This is a genomic window from Paraburkholderia sp. FW306-02-B, from assembly GCF_058782725.1.
Map to the genome: position 1 here is coordinate 2,730,159 of NZ_JBYSXZ010000002.1, position 17,546 is coordinate 2,747,704.

15 protein-coding genes are annotated in these 17,546 nt (G+C 63.2%); 8 read left to right on the plus strand and 7 right to left on the minus strand.

The annotated features are described in order from the left end of the window. Positions 1–28: 28 nt before the first annotated feature. A complete protein-coding gene (locus tag AC3WOG_RS33550; RefSeq protein ID WP_492582028.1) occupies positions 29–1,480 on the minus strand; it encodes an aldehyde dehydrogenase in 1,452 nt (483 codons plus the stop codon). A 69-nt stretch (positions 1,481–1,549) separates the two neighbouring features. After that, positions 1,550–2,377: a p-hydroxycinnamoyl CoA hydratase/lyase gene (locus AC3WOG_RS33555; RefSeq protein WP_492582029.1), complete on the minus strand. Its 828-nt coding sequence runs from the start codon at positions 2,375–2,377 to the stop codon at positions 1,550–1,552. Positions 2,378–2,544: 167 nt separating this feature from the next. On the opposite strand from AC3WOG_RS33555, the gene AC3WOG_RS33560 reads away from it, so the two are divergent. The 5 genes from AC3WOG_RS33560 (at position 2,545) to tehA (ending at position 8,835) form a co-directional block, all read left to right on the plus strand. Then, positions 2,545–3,015: a MarR family winged helix-turn-helix transcriptional regulator gene (locus tag AC3WOG_RS33560; RefSeq protein WP_341316845.1), complete on the plus strand. Its 471-nt coding sequence runs from the start codon at positions 2,545–2,547 to the stop codon at positions 3,013–3,015. 375 nt (positions 3,016–3,390) lie between these two features. Further along, on the plus strand, positions 3,391–4,602 hold the full coding sequence (gene mhpT / locus AC3WOG_RS33565) for a 3-(3-hydroxy-phenyl)propionate transporter MhpT (protein WP_492582540.1): 1,212 nt from the start codon (positions 3,391–3,393) through the stop codon (positions 4,600–4,602). Positions 4,603–4,663: 61 nt separating this feature from the next. Then, positions 4,664–5,803 carry a porin gene (locus tag AC3WOG_RS33570; RefSeq protein ID WP_492582030.1) on the plus strand — a complete coding sequence of 380 codons (1,140 nt, stop codon included), beginning with the start codon at positions 4,664–4,666 and terminating at the stop codon, positions 5,801–5,803. Between the two features lie 10 nt (positions 5,804–5,813). After that, positions 5,814–7,544 (plus strand): tannase/feruloyl esterase family alpha/beta hydrolase, encoded by a 1,731-nt coding sequence (locus AC3WOG_RS33575; protein WP_492582031.1) that lies wholly within the window; start codon positions 5,814–5,816, stop codon positions 7,542–7,544. 280 nt (positions 7,545–7,824) lie between these two features. Next, positions 7,825–8,835 carry a dicarboxylate transporter/tellurite-resistance protein TehA gene (gene tehA / locus AC3WOG_RS33580; RefSeq protein ID WP_492582032.1) on the plus strand — a complete coding sequence of 337 codons (1,011 nt, stop codon included), beginning with the start codon at positions 7,825–7,827 and terminating at the stop codon, positions 8,833–8,835. Positions 8,836–8,897: 62 nt separating this feature from the next. Here tehA and bla read toward each other — a convergent pair whose 3' ends face one another. Beyond that, positions 8,898–9,827: a class A beta-lactamase gene (gene bla, locus AC3WOG_RS33585; RefSeq protein ID WP_492582033.1), complete on the minus strand. Its 930-nt coding sequence runs from the start codon at positions 9,825–9,827 to the stop codon at positions 8,898–8,900. A 99-nt stretch (positions 9,828–9,926) separates the two neighbouring features. On the opposite strand from bla, the gene AC3WOG_RS33590 reads away from it, so the two are divergent. Then, the gene (locus tag AC3WOG_RS33590) at positions 9,927–10,799 is read left to right on the plus strand and encodes a LysR family transcriptional regulator (protein WP_492582034.1); all 873 of its coding nucleotides are present in this window, start codon (positions 9,927–9,929) and stop codon (positions 10,797–10,799) included. A 2-nt stretch (positions 10,800–10,801) separates the two neighbouring features. On the opposite strand, the gene AC3WOG_RS33595 is transcribed toward AC3WOG_RS33590, so the two are convergent. Together AC3WOG_RS33595 and AC3WOG_RS33600 are read right to left on the minus strand one after the other, a co-directional pair. After that, positions 10,802–11,056: a hypothetical protein gene (locus AC3WOG_RS33595; protein WP_492582035.1), complete on the minus strand. Its 255-nt coding sequence runs from the start codon at positions 11,054–11,056 to the stop codon at positions 10,802–10,804. A gap of 39 nt (positions 11,057–11,095) precedes the next feature. After that, positions 11,096–11,599: a lecithin retinol acyltransferase family protein gene (locus tag AC3WOG_RS33600; RefSeq protein WP_492582036.1), complete on the minus strand. Its 504-nt coding sequence runs from the start codon at positions 11,597–11,599 to the stop codon at positions 11,096–11,098. 439 nt (positions 11,600–12,038) lie between these two features. Here AC3WOG_RS33600 and AC3WOG_RS33605 point away from each other — a divergent pair, with 439 nt between their 5' ends. Beyond that, positions 12,039–12,326: a hypothetical protein gene (locus tag AC3WOG_RS33605; RefSeq protein ID WP_115100824.1), complete on the plus strand. Its 288-nt coding sequence runs from the start codon at positions 12,039–12,041 to the stop codon at positions 12,324–12,326. A gap of 5 nt (positions 12,327–12,331) precedes the next feature. Next, a complete protein-coding gene (locus AC3WOG_RS33610; RefSeq protein WP_492582037.1) occupies positions 12,332–13,102 on the plus strand; it encodes a PP2C family protein-serine/threonine phosphatase in 771 nt (256 codons plus the stop codon). On the opposite strand, the gene AC3WOG_RS33615 is transcribed toward AC3WOG_RS33610, so the two are convergent. Both AC3WOG_RS33615 and AC3WOG_RS33620 read right to left on the minus strand, forming a co-directional pair. Continuing rightward, positions 13,094–14,470, minus strand: a complete 1,377-nt coding sequence (locus AC3WOG_RS33615; protein ID WP_492582038.1) for a sigma-54 interaction domain-containing protein — start codon at positions 14,468–14,470, stop codon at positions 13,094–13,096. The genes AC3WOG_RS33610 and AC3WOG_RS33615 overlap by 9 nt on opposite strands. Beyond that, a complete protein-coding gene (locus AC3WOG_RS33620; RefSeq protein ID WP_492582039.1) occupies positions 14,467–17,523 on the minus strand; it encodes a peptidase domain-containing ABC transporter in 3,057 nt (1,018 codons plus the stop codon). Before AC3WOG_RS33620 ends, AC3WOG_RS33615 begins: the two co-directional genes overlap by 4 nt. Positions 17,524–17,546: the final 23 nt, after the last annotated feature.

The window sequence follows — 17,546 nt, forward strand, 5'->3', positions numbered from 1 at the left end:
CCATCACTGACGCCCGTGAAGCGGACGATCAGATGGGATAGTGTCGCGGTCCGGTTTGGATCGTGATCCAGCGCAGGTCGGTGAATTCGGCAATCGACGCCTTGCTGCCGAAACGCCCATAGCCGCTCTTCTTCACGCCGCCGAACGGCATCTGCGCTTCGTCGTGCACGGTCGGTCCGTTGATGTGGCAGATGCCCGATTCGATGCGTTTCGCGATGTTCAGCGCCCGCGCTACGTCGCGGCTGAACACGGCTGCGGAGAGACCGTATTCGCTGTCGTTGGCGACACGAATCGCTTCTTCGTCGCCGTCCACGCGCTGCACCGTCACCACCGGGCCGAACGATTCCTCGGCATACAGTTTCATCTCACGCGTCACACCGTCGACGATCGCCGGCTGCATCACGGCGCCCTCGACCGAACAGCCGACCGGCAGCTTCGCGCCCTTCTCGCGCGCGTCGTCGACGAGCGCCTTGATGCGCCGCGCGGCCGCCGCACTCTCCAGCACGCCGAGCACCGAATCCGCCGCAGCCGGATCGCCCGCCTTCAAGGTTCGCGCCTTGGCCGCGAGCTTCTCGACCAGTGCATCGGCGATCTTGCGGTCGACGATCACGCGTTCCGTCGACATGCATATCTGCCCCTGGTTGAAGAATGCGCCGAACGCGATGCCGGCCACTGCCGCATCCAGATCGGCATCGTCGAGCACCACCACGGGCGCCTTGCCGCCGAGTTCGAGCAAGGCCGGCTTCAGATGCTGCGCGGCATGTTGCGCGACGATGCGGCCGACGCGCGTCGAACCGGTGAAGTTGACCCGCCGCACCGCCGGATGGGCGATCAGCCGCTCGACGATCGCAGGGGCATCCGCCGCCGAATGCGTGATGACGTTCACCACGCCGTCGCCGAGACCGGCCTCCTGCAACACACTGCCGATCAACCGATGCACGCCCGGACAACCCTCGGAGGCCTTGAGCACGACCGTATTGCCGCAGGCGAGCGGCATCGCGATCGCCCGCGTGCCGAGGATCACCGGGGCATTCCATGGCGCCATGCCGAGCACCACGCCGCACGGCTGGCGTACCGCCATCGCGAGACTGCCCGGCACGTCCGACGGAATCACGTCGCCGTCGATCTGGGTCGTCATGGCCGCGGCCTCGCGCAGCATGTTGGCGGCCAGCATGACGTTGAAGCCGTACCAGTTGGGCATCGCGCCCGTTTCAGCTACGCCGGTTTCGATGAACTGGCCCGTGCGGGCGTCCATCAGGTCGGCCGCCGCCAGGAGACGCTTGCGGCGTTCAGTCGGCGCCAAGGCCGACCAGACCGGGAATGCGCACGCTGCGGCTTCGACCGCGGCGTCCGCGTCGGCCAACGTCGCGGCCGCCGCGCGCGAGGCGGCCGTGCCGCTCGCGGGATTGATCCGCTCGAACGTCTTGCCGTCCGATGCGCCGCGGTTCTCGCCGCCGATCAACAGGGTCACTTCATGCATGTCTCTCGTCTCCTCGCTTGTCTTCTCTCGCGTGAATCTGCTTGAACGCGCTTCAGCGTGCGTAATAGATCAGCGTTTGTAGGATTGCAGACCCGGCTTGATTGCCTTGTCATCGAGGAACTGCTTCAGGCCCTGCTCCCGGCCACCCTCGGGGTCGCGCAATTGCGCCTGATCGAGCTTGGCGTACAGGTAGTCTTCGTTCTGATCCCACGTCAGCTCACGGCAACGTTTGAAGCCGTGCTTAGCCGCGCGCAGCACTACCGGATTTTTATCAAGGAGTTTCGCCGCGAGAACGCGCGTGGCTTCGCGCAACTCGGCGCGCGGCACGCTCTTGTTGACGAGGCCCATCTGCGCCGCTTCCGGACCCGTGAACGTTTCGCCGGTCATGATGTAGTAAAGCGCCTGACGATGCCCCACGGTGTCGGCCATCGCCTTGCTCACCAGGTTGCCCGGCGGAATGCCCCAGTTGATCTCCGACAAGCCGAACACGGCTTCGTCTGCGGCGATCGCGAGATCGCACGCCACCAAAGGCGAAAAGCCGCCACCGAAACACCAGCCGTTGACCATCGCGATGGTCGGCTTCGCGTACATGCGCAGCAGTTGCCATTGCCAGCGACATGCATCGCGGCGAATTTTTTCTTGCAGGATTTCCGGGCCGGCGTCGACTTCGCGGAAATATTCCTTCAGATCCATGCCGGCGGTCCAGGCATCGCCTTCGCCTGTCAGCACGAGAACCTGCGCTTCGGCATCCAGTTCCACCGCTTCAAGGACCTCGATCATTTCCTTGTTCAACGTCGGGCTCATTGCATTGCGTTTCTCGGGACGATTGAACGTCACCCATGCAATGCCTTCCGCGACATCGACCTTGACGGTTTTCCAGCGGCCTTCATAACTCATCTGCATTCTCCGTGAACGTTGGCCGCGACGGCGGCCTGATGAGCGCATTTAATATCAGGTTGCCTGATATGTAAAGTGGAATGTCGCGAGCTTGGTGCAAACCCCTATCGGCGAAATCGGCGGGCAAGCGCGCTAAGATGCGGGATAGACCAAACCTCTTGCGCCCAATGAGCAAAAATCAAAATCCGCTTGCCGAACCCGCCGCTGCGCGCACCCGCCGCGCCAACTTGCGGCTGACCTACGTGATCGGCAGCCTCGACCGCATTCTGCGGCGCCGCATGACCGAAGCGCTCGCGCCGCTTGGTTTGACGCTCGCACAATTCACCGCGCTTTCCGTACTCGAAACGAGAGGGCAGGCGTCCAATGCACAGCTCGCCGAGCGCTCGTTCATCACGCCGCAATCCGCCAATGAAGTGATGAACGCTATGGCGAGCCGCGGCTGGGTGAGCCGCGAGCCAGATCCGACCCACGGCCGCATCGTGCTGCTGCAACTGACGGATCAGGGGCGCGCCGTGCTGCGCGAGTGCGAGCAGGCCGTGCGCGCGATCGAACGGCAGATGATGGAAGGCATCGAACTCGAAACGGCCGGTGCGGTGCAAAACCACCTCGAAACTTTCGTGCGCAACCTGCGCGGCTGACATTCCTGCGCTAGGTGTTTTCACCGAAGCGATTGAGCTTGTGTTATCAGCCTACCTGATATTAAATCCAGCCCACGGTGCCGCGTGTGGAGACGCGCTGCATCGCTTCGAGGCAAACGGACAGCAACGTGGGCATCAAACCGATGCGCCGCGCGCTGCGGTGTTCGCTGGGCTGTTCACAAGCATCCCATCGTGAGCTCGATGGCGATCTGAATCCCGCTTCGCTGAGGCCGCCTGGCTACCAGGCGCCGGGCAAGCACGACCGCTTCTGCGGCGACACTGCATCCCCTGCTTTTCAGCGACATCGGAAAACCAAGCATTTTAATAAGGATCACTAACGTGAAAAGAACCGGAACACTAAGCTCGCCCGATGGCCTGTCTGGCTCGGCGACATCAGGCCGGACAAACGCCGCTGTCACCCTCGGATTGTGCTTTGCGATCGCGCTGCTCGAAGGACTCGACCTGCAATCAGTAGGCGTCGCCGCACCGCGCATGGCGCGCGAGTTCGGTTTATCCGTCGCGCAAATGGGCCTCGCGTTCAGCGCCGGCACCTTCGGTTTGTTGCCTGGAGCGATGTTCGGCGGACGGCTCGCGGACCGGATCGGTCGCAAGCGCGTCCTGGTGATGTCCGCGTGCCTGTTCGGTTTGCTGTCGATCGCGACCGCGTTGGTGAGCGACTTTCACACACTGGTGATCGTGCGTGTGCTGACCGGCATTGGTCTCGGCGGTGCGTTGCCGAACCTGATCGCCTTGTCGTCGGAGGCGGTCGAGCCGCGTTCGCGCAGCACCGCGGTGAGTGTGATGTATTGCGGCATCCCGTTCGGCGGCGTGATTGCTTCGGTGATCGGCGTGCTGAGCGCGGGCGATACCGAGTGGCGTCATATCTTCTACGTCGGCGGCGCGGGGCCGCTGGTGCTGGTGCCGTTGCTGCTCGTGTTCCTCGCGGATTCGAAAGCGTTCACGAAGGCCTCGCATGACGGCCACGCGAAGCCCGCTCCGGTCGGCGAAATCCTGTTCGGCGGCACGCGCGGCCTGTCGACCGTGCAAATCTGGGTCAGCTACTTCTGCACGCTGATCGTCCTCTACTTCCTGCTCAACTGGCTGCCGTCGCTGATGGCGGCAAGCGGCCTGACTCGCGCGCAAGTCGGCTACGTGCAGATCTTCTTCAACATCGGCGGCGGGATCGGCGCGTTGTGCATCGGCATGCTAATGGACCGGATGCGCTCGGGCGTCGTCGTCGCGGGCATGTATATCGGCATCATCGCGTCGCTCGCGGCGCTCTCGATGGCGCCCGGATTCGGCGCGCTCGCAGCCTCCGCGTTCTTCGCGGGAATGTTCGTGATCGGCGGGCAGTCGGTGCTGTACGCGCTTTCGGCGGCGTTCTATCCAACCGCGATGCGCGGCACGGGAGTCGGCACGGCAGTCGCGGTGGGCCGCATCGGCTCGGTAGTCGGGCCGCTTGCGGCGGGTCAATTGCTGGCGATGGGCCGCAGTTCGTCGACGGTCATCAGCGCGAGCATTCCCGTCACGCTGATCGCAGCCGCCGCCGCGTTGCTGCTGTTGCGCCGTCCGCGCGCCGAAGACTGATCCGCCACATCAAGAACCAACGACAACAACACATTCAATCAACGGTTTGGAGACACCTTTCATGCAAGCATCCGCACGCCTTCTACTTTGCGGCGCACTGTGCACCGTCAGCGGCGCCGCAGCGGCTCAATCGAGCGTGACACTCTACGGGATCATCGATACCGGCATCGAATATGTATCGCACGCGAACGCCGCCGGCAAAGGCGTTTTCCGCATGCCGTCGGTCACCGGCGAACTGCCGTCGCGCTGGGGTTTGCGCGGCAACGAAGATCTCGGCGGTGGCTACAGCGCGATATTCACGTTGGAAAGCGGCTTCAACGTGCGCGGCGGCGACCTCGGCCAGGGCGGGCGATTGTTCGGGCGCCAGGCATTCGTCGGCGTCAAGAGTCCGTACGGCACGCTTTCTTTCGGACGCCAGTACACGATGACGTACTTCGCGCTGATGGGCGCGGACCTGATCGGCCCGGATATCTACGGCCTCGGTTCGCTCGACGCCTATGTGCCGAACGCCCGCGCCGACAACTCGATGACCTACATCGGCACCTATGCCGGCGTGACGCTCGGCGCGAACTATTCGTTCGGCCGCGACTCGGCGGGCACCGGCAACTCGCCAGGCCAGGGCACCTGCACCGGCTCGGTGGCCGGGCACGCCACCGAATGCCGCGAGTGGTCCGTGATGCTCAAGTACGACGCACCGATGTTCGGCATCGCCGCGTCGTATGAAGAACAGCGCGGTGGCAGCACGGCGGCGGCGAATTTCTTCGACGGCGTCGCCCCCACTCCACTCACGAGCGCTGCCGACAAGGACATCCGCACGCACGTCAGCGCCTACGCGAATATCGGCCGCGCAAAGATCGGCGCGGGTTGGCTCAACCGCCGCGTCGAACCGCTGTCGGCTACGGTCGCCGATGTCCGCTCGAATCTCTTCTTCGTCGGTGCCTCGTACTTTGTGACGCCCGCGTTCATTGTCGACGGCGAGGTCTATCACATCACCAACAGCGATCACGACACGCGCGCCACGATGGGCACGCTGCGCACCACATATCTGCTCAGCAAACGCACCGCGGTCTACGCGCAAGGCTCGTATCTCGCCAACAGCGCGAAGGCGCGCTACTCGGTCAGCGCCGGTGGCGGCGGCACGACACCCACAGCAGGCACCGGCCAGACCGGCGTGATGCTCGGCATTCGTCATTCGTTCTAGGAGACAGCGCATGAAGTGCACATCCATCGCTCTGGCAACAGCGGCGGCGCTTACGCTCGCGGCATGCGGCGGCAACGATGTCAGCGACGGCAATAACACCAGCAGCGTCAGCGCGCTGCCGCAACTGAACGCGGCCACGCCCGGCGCGCTTGCAGGCAGTTGTGCAACGCTCGGCTCAAAGCTCACGTTCGCCAACACCGTCTTCACTTCGGTGACAGACGTCGCAGCAGGCACGCTCACCGTGGCCGGCAAACCGATCGCCGAACACTGCCTGATCCAGGGCAGCATGAATCAGCGGGTTAGCAGCGTCGACGGCAAGACTTACGCGATCGGCTTCGAGATGCGCCTGCCGGTTGCATGGAACGGCCGCTTCTTTTATCAGGCCAACGGCGGCCTCGACGGCAATATCGTGACGGCGACCGGCGTAATCGGCGGCGGCGGCCCGACCAACAACGCCCTCAACATGGGCTTTGCGGTGATCAGTTCGGATGCGGGACACAGCGCGGCGCAGAATCCGCTCTTCGGCCTCGACCCACAGGCGCGCATCGACTACGGCTACAACGCGGTCGCCATGCTCACGCCGATGGCCAAGCAAGTGATCAAACTCGCTTACGGCAAGGGACCGGACCGCAGCTACTTCGACGGCTGCTCCAACGGCGGCCGCCATGCATTGGTGGCAGCGGCGCGTTCGGCGGCGCAATACGACGGCATCATTGCCGGCGATCCCGGCTTCCATCTGCCTAAAGCGGCGGTTGGAGAAATGTGGAGCGCGCAGCAATTGGCGAAGGTCGCGACCGCCAACACGGCGAATGGTCTGCCTGACATCACGACCGGTTTTACTGCCGCCGAACGTCAGATGGTGGCGTCGAGGATATTGGCCAAATGCGACGCACTCGACGGCGTTAGCGACGGCCTCATCCAGGATATCAAGGCCTGCCAGGCAAACTTCAGCCTCGCGGCCGACGTCCCCACCTGCACGAACAACGTGCGCGATGGAACCTGTCTGACGAGCGCGCAGAAGGACGCGATCGGCAACGTCTTCTCAGGCGCACGCGACAGCGCCGGCAACGCGCTATATGCAAGCTTCCCGTACGATGCCGGTCTCGGCCCGGGCTGGTCGGCGTGGAAGCAGTCAAACTCGATCACACTCGATCCGGCGGCTGCCGCGTTCACGTTCACCACGCCGCCGCAAAGCGCTTCGGTGTTGAGCCGGTTGTCCGCGTACGCGCTGAACTTCAGCATGGACACGGACGCGCCGAAGATCTTCGCCACCAGCGGCGTCTATAGCGAGTCCGCGTGGTCGTTCATGACACCGCCCGACGAGACCAATCTCAGCGCATTGAAGCAGCGTGGCGCGAAGCTGATCGTGTATCACGGCACGAGCGACCCGGTGTTTTCGTCGAACGACACGACCGACTGGTATCAGCGGCTCATGGCGGCCAACGGCGGCGACGCGTCGAAATTCGCGCGGCTTTATACGATCGCGGGCATGAACCACTGCTCCGGAGGTCCGAGCACCGACCAGTTCGACCTGCTCACGCCGATGATCGCGTGGGTCGAACAGGGCAAGGCGCCGGACGGCGTGGTCGCCACCGCGCGCGATGCGAGCAATGCCGTGCCGAACGCGGATGTGCCGGCTGACTGGGGCACGGGACGCACGCGGCCGTTGTGCGCGTATCCGAAGGTTGCCCGGTATAAAGGCGGCGACGTGAATGCGGCGAGCAGTTTCGTTTGTAGTTGATCGAGCTGCAAGCGCACCTCCCTCGCGCGTGATTTGCGCTCGAAACGCGCTCGATGCGTGCGGGGGAGGTTCCGTAAAAGCGGACCGCACACGCACAGTGCGACGATCCCGATCATCTTGTTCAGAACCGCCCGCTCGGCCAGCAAATCCACCTTGAGACGATCGCGCGATTTGTTGAGTCTTGCCCGCGTTCACCATTCTCCCGCTGCCCTCTACATTGAGTCATCGATCGCGCAAAGCCAGTACATCGGCGCGCGACGCAACTTTCGGAGGATCGGCGATGAACAGCAATCGTGGTTCGATTCCAGTGGCTTTCTTCGGTATCGCAGTGGGCGCGCTGGCGTTCGCCAATATGTGGCGCGTGGCAACCAGGATTTGGCCAGTGCCCGCCGGCGCAGCAGAGGTGTTGACCGTCGCGGCGCTCGCCGTGTGGCTGGTCATCCTGCTGGCCTACGCGCATAAGTGGCTGACGCGCGCGGCCGACGCTCGTGCGGAAATGCAGCATCCTGTGCAATCGTCGTTTGCCGCGCTCGGACCGGTTTCCAGCATGCTCGCCGCGCAACTCCTGCAGCCGTATTCGCACACCATTGCCCTTGCGCTGTTCGGCGTGGCAGCCGTCGTCCAGCTGGCGCTCGGGATGTTCCTGCATGGACGGCTCTGGCAAGGCGGACGCAAACCGGAACTGATCACGCCAGCCATTTACCTGCCGACCGTGGCGCCGAGTTTCGTCGCGGGTACCGCTGCCGCCACCTTCGGTTTTCATCAACTCGGCGGGCTGTTCTTCGGCGCCGGCCTGTTGTCGTGGCTCGCGATCGAATCGTTGATCCTGCACCGCGCCGCCGTACATGAACCGCTGCCGGAAGCCTTGCGTCCGATCCTCGGCGTACAACTCGCGCCGCCGGTGGTGGGCGGTGTGACCTACCTGAGCCTGACCACCGGCGCACCCGACCTGTTCGCGCTGATCCTGCTCGGTTATGGACTGTACCAGGCATTGCTGCTGTTGCGTCTGCTGCCGTGGATTCGCCAGCAAGCGTTCGTGCCGGGATATTGGGCCTTCAGTTTCGGCGTGGGCGCGTTGCCGACGATGGCCATGCGGATGGTCGAACGCGGCGCAACTGGGCCGCTTGAATGGGTCGCACCGGTTCTCTTCGTCGCCGCGAATCTGATAATCGGCGTGCTGGTGGTGAAGACGCTCGAATTGCTGCTGCGCGGCAAACTGCTTCCCGCCGCCCCGGCGGTCCAAGCTGCTGATCGCATAACAGCGGACTCGCGCATCGCACGCGCTAGCTAAGCCCAGGGATTCTGCGAGACGCTTGCGGCGTCTCGCAGAATTTCGTCAACGCAGCGCCGCCGTCAAATCGACGCCGACACCAGTGCCCCAACGTTCGCAATCGCAGCGTTATTGCGCGCCGCCTTACCACTCGTTCCGGTGAGATAGACCGACACGAGAACCGGCGCGCGTCCGGGCGGCCAAAGAATCGCGACATCGTTCGCGGTGCCGTGATCGCCGGTGCCGGTTTTGTCGCCGACGCGCCAATCCTTCGGCAGCTTCAGGCGAATCCGTTCGCCGCCCGTCTGGTTGGCGACGAGCCATGCCACCAGTTGCTCACGCGATGACGCGGACAAACGCTCGCCCAGCAGAAGCTCGCGCAGATTGCCGAGCATCGCATTCGGTGTGGTGGTGTCGCGCGGATCGCCAGGAATCGCTTCGTTCAGCGTCGGCTCGATACGGTCAAGATGCGTGATGCCGTCGCCGATGCTGCGGGCAAACGAGGTCAAACCCGCCGGACCGCCGATGCTCGCCAGCAGCAGATTGGCCGCCGTGTTGTCGCTGCGGGTTATCGCCGCCATGCACAAGCCAGCGACGCTCATGCCCGCGCTGCCGGTCCGCTCACGGGTGTGCTCGCTCGTCACCGGCGAGTATGGCGCAAGGTCGCCCTTGGAGAATACGATGCGCCGCTGCAGATCCTCCTGCCCACGATCTTTGCGCGTCAGCACGGCCGCCGCCGCCAGCAGCTTGAACGTACTGCACATCGGAAAGCGCTCGTCCATCCGCGCGCCGGCATGCAATCCGGAAGCCGTGTCGAGTATTGCAACGCCTAAGCGCCCGCCGGTTTCGGCTTCGATTTGCGCGAGCCGCTGGCGGATTTCGTCGGCCTTTGCTGGAATGCCCCCTTGCGCGCTCGCTTTCACCACCTTCCCGAATGCCCCAACCGACCCAAGCGCAACCCCAGCTATCGAAACACCCAGCACCGCGCACGTAAACTTTCGCCTTACGATCATCGCCGCTCCTTGTGTAAAGCCGCAACTATCGGGTTTTCGGCACGCGCTGACAAACGATGATAAGTTAGTCGACTCACAAGAAAATCTTATGCCTCCGCTATGCGTCCGTATCTACCGTTGAACGCGCTGCGCGCCTTCGAATCGTCCGCGCGGCATCTGAGCTTCACTCGCGCGGCGCTCGAATTGAACGTGACTCAGGCAGCCGTGAGCCAGCAGGTCAGAACGCTCGAGGAGCGGCTGGGCACCGCACTCTTCAAGCGCCTGCCGCGCGGACTGGCGATGACCGACGAAGGCCTCGCGCTGCGTCCGGTACTGACCGATGCATTCGATCGTATCGAGGCCGTGCTCAAGCAATTCGAAGGCGGCCACTTTCACGAGGTGTTGACGATCGGCGTAGTGGGCACGTTCGCGGTCGGCTGGTTGATGCCGCGGCTCAAGTCGTTTCGCGACGCGCATCCGTTTGTCGAGCTGCGGCTTCTCACGAACAACAACCTGGTGGATCTCGCCACCGAAGGCCTCGACTTCGCGATTCGTTTCGGCGACGGCACGTGGCCCGGTTCGCTCGCCATCCGGCTGCTCGACGCGCCGCTCGCGATCCTGTGCACAGCGGAGATCGCCGCGCGTTTGCATGAGCCCGCCGATCTCGCGCACGAAACCTTGCTGCGTTCGTATCGCGCGGACGACTGGATGAACTGGTTCGCGGCCGCCGGCATTCCGCCGCGGCCGATCCGCGGGCCGGTGTTCGATTCGTCGAGGTTAATGGTGGAAGCGGCGATGCAAGGCGCGGGCATCGCGCTGGCGCCTGCGCTGATGTTCGATCACGAATTGAACACGGGCCGTCTGGTGCGCCCGTTCGACGTGGAGGTTCATGCCGGCAGCTATTGGCTGACGTGGTTGAAGGCCAGGCCGATGACGCCGGCGATGCTGCTGTTCAGTCAGTGGATCGTCAAGGAAGCGGCCACGCAAACGTGAGACTAGCAAGCCGCCGTACGGCGATGGCCGTTCATCGCGGGCCGCTCCGCCTGCTGCGGGAACACGTTCCACGAACCGTCGTCGTGACGAAAGAAGAAGATCGACAGCAGTCCGCCTGGGCGTAGTGCCTCCACGCAAACATAGCGCTGATGCTGCATCCTGCTGTGGCAAAACTGCACGACACGCGCGGGCATCGACGGTGTCGGTGCGAGCCATTTATCGACGGCCCAGTGCAAGGTCTTTTCTGCGGCAACCATGATGTTCTCCTCGAATCCCGTTCCACTCGTTTTACTCACTCAGGCAGCGTGCGCGGCAACCTGACCACCCCGCGTGCCACTTTCGACAAAAGCCTTCACCAGACACAGCAGCGCATGCATGCCGGTGCGCGGATGGGTCAGGCAGCAATGCACCTGTTCGCTGCGGCTTTCGCCGAGCAGGCACCACGCGCAGAAGTGCTCGCAGTTATTGGTCAGGAGGCGATAGTGGTTTTCGCCGAGCCTGGAGCGCGCGCGGCGCACGGCTTCGTCGCCCTGGTAGCGCGGGCAGGGCGTTGCGCGGACCGACAGCGGATGGCCGGCGGCGAAGCGCGCCAGCTCCACTTCTTCCACCGGGCCACGACGCGCCGAGGTCGCAAAACCGGCGTAATGAACCACCCGGCCGTTGCCGACATAAATGCCGTGGTGTTCGTAACCATTGCGTTGCGTCACGAGATGCGCGCCGATCGGCAGGTCGATGGTCGACGTATCGTTGCGGCCTTCGCTGCGCCGTTCGACGTTCGTCTGAAGAAGGTGGGTGTTCATGGCTGGCCTCGGTTCAATATCCAACACTGTTGCGAGGTCTTTTGCATCATCCGGGCCATGGGCCGCAAAGCCTTTGTTTACGGGGGAATCGGCATTTTCGAGGGTTCGGGAATCAATCAGATGTGCGCCGTCAGCCGACAGATTTCGCGTCGAAGTGTTGGCCCCCGGCGATCAGTTGCGGTCGTCGATAAACGAGCGGCAGGCCTTGCCAATGTGTTGGGTACAGCACCGGTCCGAGGCCCCGGCTGTTGGCTGCAACCCGACCTCTGCGCGTCGGCCTGAACGTGCGGCGCGGACCTGATCGAACGGAATCGCCGCCCAATCAACGCGTTACGACAAACCGCGCGCGCCGGCCGCAAATTGGCATGCCACTTGCACCATCTCGTTCAGCTTCTCTTTTAACCGCGCGCCGCCCCCGGGCGGCCAACCGGAGATCGACATGGCTTCAATCACAGTGAATGACCTGGCGCTGAACCTCGCGCTCGACCGTAAAGCGATGGCGGCGATCCGCGGCGGCGGCGGTGCGCCGTGGGTGTACGGCTGGATTCAGCCCTATGTGCGGGAAACACCTAGCATCGGACCGGTCGTCAACCTGTACGAGGTCTCGAACAACTTCTATGCTAACCAGATGATCAACCAGTTCCAGTCGGTCGATGTCCGCAACACCGGCGCGAACTCGAACATCAGTGTCTCTCCCGACGCACGCAGCAGAAACGATACGGTGTAGACGTTGTGACCTGTGCGAGCCAATTTCGATGGACGTCGTCCGCGCGTTCCGACGTCGGGCGCGTCCGCGAAATCAACGAAGATGCCTGCCTCGACCAGCCCGAACTCGGGCGCTGGGCCGTCGCCGACGGCATGGGCGGCCACGCGGTCGGCGATCTGGCGAGCCGGCTGGTAATCGATACGTTGAGCCGGCTCGCGCCGCCGGTGGGCATGAAAGCCTTGATCGCCGACGCGCGCGCCCGGCTGCAAAAGGCCAACCGCCAGCTCAGGGACGAAGCGGCGCGCCGCCAGGTGCAGCGAATCGGCAGCACCGTGATCGTGCTGCTCGCGTGCGACCGCTTCTGCGGTTATCTGTGGGCGGGCGACAGCCGTCTCTATCTATATCGCGAAGGGCAATTGCGGCAACTGACGCGCGACCATAGCCAGATAGAAGAACTCAAATCACTGGGCGTCATCACCGAGGAACAGGCGCGGCACCATCCGGCGCAGCACATGATTACGCGCGCCGTCGGCGCAACGGACCGGCTCGAACTCGACGACGATGCCATCGAAGTCGCGGACGGCGACGTCTTTCTGCTATGCAGTGACGGCCTGAGCAACGAAGTCGCCGATGAGGAAATGCTCGCCGTGCTGACCACGGTGGAGTGCAAGCGCGCCTCTGAAGAACTGGTCGAACTGGCGCTCGCGCGCGGCGGGCGCGACAACATCACTGCCGTGGTGGTACAGGCCGAAGATCTCTACGCGTCTGACAAAACCCTGCTAAACCCGTCACCCTGACGGCGTGGCGTCAACTGGCGAACTATCGCTGTCTTCTTCATCATCGTCATCGGCGCCGTTTTTGCTGGCCGGCGACGAGTTCCGGTTGCGAAAGTCTTTCGAATGCAGGCCGTGCTTCTTCAGAAGCATTTGCAGATGCGAGCGGTTCATGTCGATGCGCCGGGCCAGTTCCGCAACCGTGCCGCTTACTTCGCGAAGGCCGCGCTCCAGGAAGGCTTTTTCCGCATCGTCGCTGGCGGCCCGCTTGGCGTCGCTCAGCGACATCAGATTCGCCACGCTGATCGGTTCACCGCCTGACGACGCCGTGCCCGCCGCCGCGGCCGAACCGGGCGCGGCCGGCCGCATATCCACCGGCAGATGATCGATATCCGCCATGTCGCCGGCCAGGCACGACACGCGATACATCACGTTGCGCAGCTCGCGGATATTGCCCGGATACGCATAGTTGAGCAGAAAGTCGCGCAGCCGCGGCGTCAATCGCACGGGCCGGCGCTTTAGCGTGCCGGCGGCCTCGTCGCCGAACCACGCAATCAGCAGCGGAATCTCATCGCGTCTCTCGCGCAGCGGCGGCAGCGTGACGTGAATCACGCTGAGCCGGTAGAACAGGTCCTCGCGAAACTTGCCCTCCTCGCTCAGTTGCCGCAGATTGCGATTGGTCGCCGCGACGATGCGCGTATCGACAGCGATCGTTTCGTCGGAGCCCACGCGCTGAATCTCATGCGCCTCCAGCACGCGCAATAGCTTCACCTGGCCGGCCAGCGGCAACTCGCCGATTTCGTCGAGAAAGATCGTGCCGGTATGCGCGCTTTCGAACTTGCCCTTGCGGTCGCCCGACGCACCGGTGAACGCGCCCTTGCGATGTCCGAACAGTTCCGACTCGAGCAGATTGTCGGGAATCGCGCCGCAGTTGACGGAGATAAACGGCTTGTCCGGCCGCCCGCCGTTCGCGTGAATCACCTTCGCCATCAGTTCCTTGCCGGTGCCGCTTTCGCCGTCGATCAGCACCGGCAGATCGGTGGGCGCCGCTTTTTCGGCGATTTCGAGCGATTCGAGCAGACGCGGATTGTCGCCGAACGTACCCTCGAAAATGAAGCTGCGCTCGAGCAAGGCTCTTCTGCGCGCGCCACGCGATTGATCGACATGCGCGGGCTCGGCAGCCGTCGCGGCCTGCACGAAGCGCTCCTTGTGCGAGAGCTGCATCACCTCGTCGCGCAACGAGGTGGCCTGCCTGAGCAGTTTGTCGATGTCGGCGCGCTCAAGCCGTGACGACCAGCGCAGCGTCGAGCGCAAAATCTCGATCCGCTCGATCAGGCCCGCGTACGAAATCGCCGGGCTGGCCTCTTCAATCTGGTCGAGTATCTTCATCACGCGCTCAACTGTTTCTGGACCAGCTGGTAGTACATGCCGCCACGCTGGATCAGTTCATCGTGCCGGCCCTGCTCGACAACCGCACCTTCATACAGCACGAGAATCTTGTCCGCGCGCATGATCGTGCTGAGCCGATGCGCGATGATCACCGCGGTGCGGCCCTTCAGAATGTCGTGCATATTGCCGAGGATATTGCTTTCCGATTGCGAGTCCAGCGCCGAGGTCGCTTCGTCGAATACCAGCAGACGCGGATCGTGATACAACGCCCGCGCGATGCACAGGCGCTGAATCTGCCCGCCGGATAAACCAACGCCGCGTTCGCCGACAATCTGCTCGTAGCCGAGCGGCATCTTGCTGATGAACGCGTGCGCGTCGGCCATCTTCGCGACTTCCTCGATACGGCGCCGTTCGGGTGCGTCGTCGCCGCTCGCGATGTTCTCGGCAATCGTGCCGGAAAACAGCAAATTACTCTGCATCACGTAGCCGATCTGTGCCCGGTAATACGCCTTATCGACCACGCCGAGATCGTAACCGTCGATGGTCATCTTGCCTTCGGTCGGTGCATAGAAGCCGACCAGCAGTTTGGCGAGCGTGGTTTTGCCCGAGCCGCTGCGGCCCACAATGGCCACCAGTTCGCCGGGCTTGATGTCGAAGCTGATATTTTCGAGGACGTACGCGGCGTCGTTGTCGCCGTAGCGGAAATAGACCCCGTTAAGGCTGATTTCACCTTGCAGTTCCGGCAGCATCACGCGCGAGGGCAAATCCTCCGGCTTCTGCTCCGGTTCGATATCGAGCACGTCGCCGAGCCGCTCCATCGCGACACCCGCGTCGTTCAACATGCTCCACAAGCCGACCAGCCCCATCAGCGGACCCAGCACGCTGCCCATGAACGCGTTGAACGCAATCAGCTGACCAATCGTCATTTCGCGCGCCAGCACCAGATTCGCGCCGACCCAGAGAATCGCGATCGTGGTCGCGGCGTTCAGCAACTGGCTGCCGAGCCCGACGAGAATATTGAATGCATGCGCGCGATACTGAACCTCGAGCGCCTTCGCGTACTTCTTCTCCCAGCGCAGCCGCACCGGTCGTTCGATACCCATGCCCTTGACGGTTTCCACGCCGGCGAGCGCTTCCATCAGAAACGCCTTCGAATCGGTCGAGGCGGTGAATACTTCGCGTGCGTAGTTTTTGATCTTCGGCGTGGCCAGCACGGTCAGCGCCATGATCGGAATGACGAACGCGATCAGCACCAGCGTCATCTTCACGTTGTAGACGAACATGATCGTGAAGTAGATGAACACCATCAGCAGATTCAGCGCGGTGGTCACAGTGGATTCGGTGAGGAAGGCACGGATCGTCTGGTTCTCCTGGAAGCGCGCGAAAATGTCGCCGGTCTTGCGCTTGGCGAAGAACGAGAACGGCAGCGACATGGTGTGCCTGAAGAACTGCGACATCATTGAGAAGTCCATGTTGCGCACCATGAAATTCGCCAGATACGCACGAATCGACGACATCAATTGCGAAAACACGCTCGAAATAATCAGGCCGCCAATCAGCAGATGCAGCAGGCTCACGTTCTGATGCACGATCACGCCGTCGAGAATGTTCTGGATGATCAGCGGTGGAATCACGCCGAGCACCTGAATCACGAAGGTGGCGAGGAACAGGTGCCCAAGAATTTTTTTGTACGGCCTGAGGTAGCCGACAAAGCGTATCCACGGCGAACGCGAAGCCGACATCTGCAACAGATTCGGGCCACCGGTAAACAGCAGGCAGGTGCCGCTCCAGCCGCGTTCGAAATCTTCAACCGCCATCTTCCTGAAGCCGAGCGCCGGATCGGCGACCCACACATAGTCCTTCGAGAGCCCGTACACCACAACGTAGTGGTAGCCCTCCCAATGCACGATGAACGGCAGGTCGAAGCCGCGCAACGAGTCGAAGGTGCATTGCACGCCGCGCGCGGTGAAGCCGAGCGATTCGCCGGCACGCGCGAGGCTGTCGAGGGTTGCGCCCTGGGTCGTGACGTTGGCGAGTTCGCGCAGTTTGCCGAGCGTCATCGGAATGCTGTAGTGACGGCACACCATCGCGAGGCACGCCGCGCCGCAATCCATCTCCTCGGCCTGCTCGACCAGCGCAAAGCGCTTGATGACCTTTTCCCCGAACTCGGGCCTGGTCTGCAAATCGAGCATCAGCGGCAATTTGCGCCGCTGTTCGAGCCGCTTTTGCCGCTGCAGCTCACGGTCGCCGTAACGAATCCGCTCGTCGAGCACTTCGCGCAGCTTCGGATTGCGTTCAAGGATGAAGTGGACTGTGCGCTCGGGAATCACCAGCAGCCGCGTATCGGTCGTCGCCACCACCGAAGCCATCTGTTCCTGGCGCATCAAACACGCTTTCTCGCCGAAGATTTCGCCCTGGTCCAGCGTAGCGAGCGTGTAGTCGTGCCCTTCCTCATGCCGCACGATGCGCACTTGCCCTTGCCGCACCACATAGAGCCGCCGGTCGTCGCGCCCGTCCTGCCTGAGAATCTCCTTGCCGGCGGCCACGCGTTTTACGCCGACGCTGCGCACATATTCTTCGAGTTCCGCCTTGTTCAGCTTGCCGCGCAGATCGAACAGCTGCGCGACGAAACCGCCAGCCGAACTGATCGCCACATAGCTCGCGATAAACGCCAGCGCGGCCTGATTGCCGGCGATCACCGGCTCGATCGCGGCGCGTGGAATGAACAGCAGTTCGGTTTTCGCCGACGCCCGCACCGACGCTTCGTGCACATACGCGCGCAACATCGCGATGTCGGCGAAGATCTCGCCGGCCTTGCGCACGCCCATGCTGGTTTCCTTGCCGTGTTCCTCGGTGAAAATGCGCACGGAGCCAGAACGAACCACGTACAAACCGTCGGCCGCCTCGCCTGCGGAGCACACCGTTTCGCCGAACGAATAGAAGCGCGCTTGCGCATATTCGGCAAGACGTTCGATCTCGTCGCGCGAAAACGGCGAAAGAATCTCCACCGAGGTCAGAAACTCGGCAGCGGACGGCGCGGTCTGGGGTGCATCCATGTGCTTCTCGACCTCGATTCGGC